This is a genomic window from Allotamlana fucoidanivorans, from assembly GCF_006265225.1.
Lineage (GTDB): Bacteria > Bacteroidota > Bacteroidia > Flavobacteriales > Flavobacteriaceae > Allotamlana > Allotamlana fucoidanivorans.
Window position 1 is genome coordinate 1 of record NZ_VDCS01000096.1, and the last position, 299, is coordinate 299.

At 43.1% G+C, this 299-nt stretch carries 1 protein-coding gene; it reads right to left on the reverse strand.

The window, feature by feature from the left end; translation table 11 throughout:
• The coding region (locus FGF67_RS17340; RefSeq protein ID WP_158293251.1) for a hypothetical protein at window positions 1–299 on the reverse strand (299 nt) is incomplete at both ends.

Below are 299 nucleotides of genomic sequence, written 5' to 3' on the forward strand. Positions count from 1 at the left end.
GTAGCAGTAGGATTAGTAGAGCCACAGATATCTTCTACCGTCCAGGTAATGGTTACCGTACCTCCCGTACAGAAGTCAATAGACTGATTGGTAAAATCATGCGATACGCTCGGTGAACATCCCCCTGTTAAACTGTTATTTATAATAGCTGTTTGATTAGTTACCCAAGCTGCAATATCAGCATCCAGTGCATTTTGAGCTGCAGTAGGATCCGCATTATCAAACTCACAGGCATCAGCTGTATCATCAGAAGGACTAGTATAGCTTACTACTTGCGGTTGTGTTAGGGTATAGGTAGC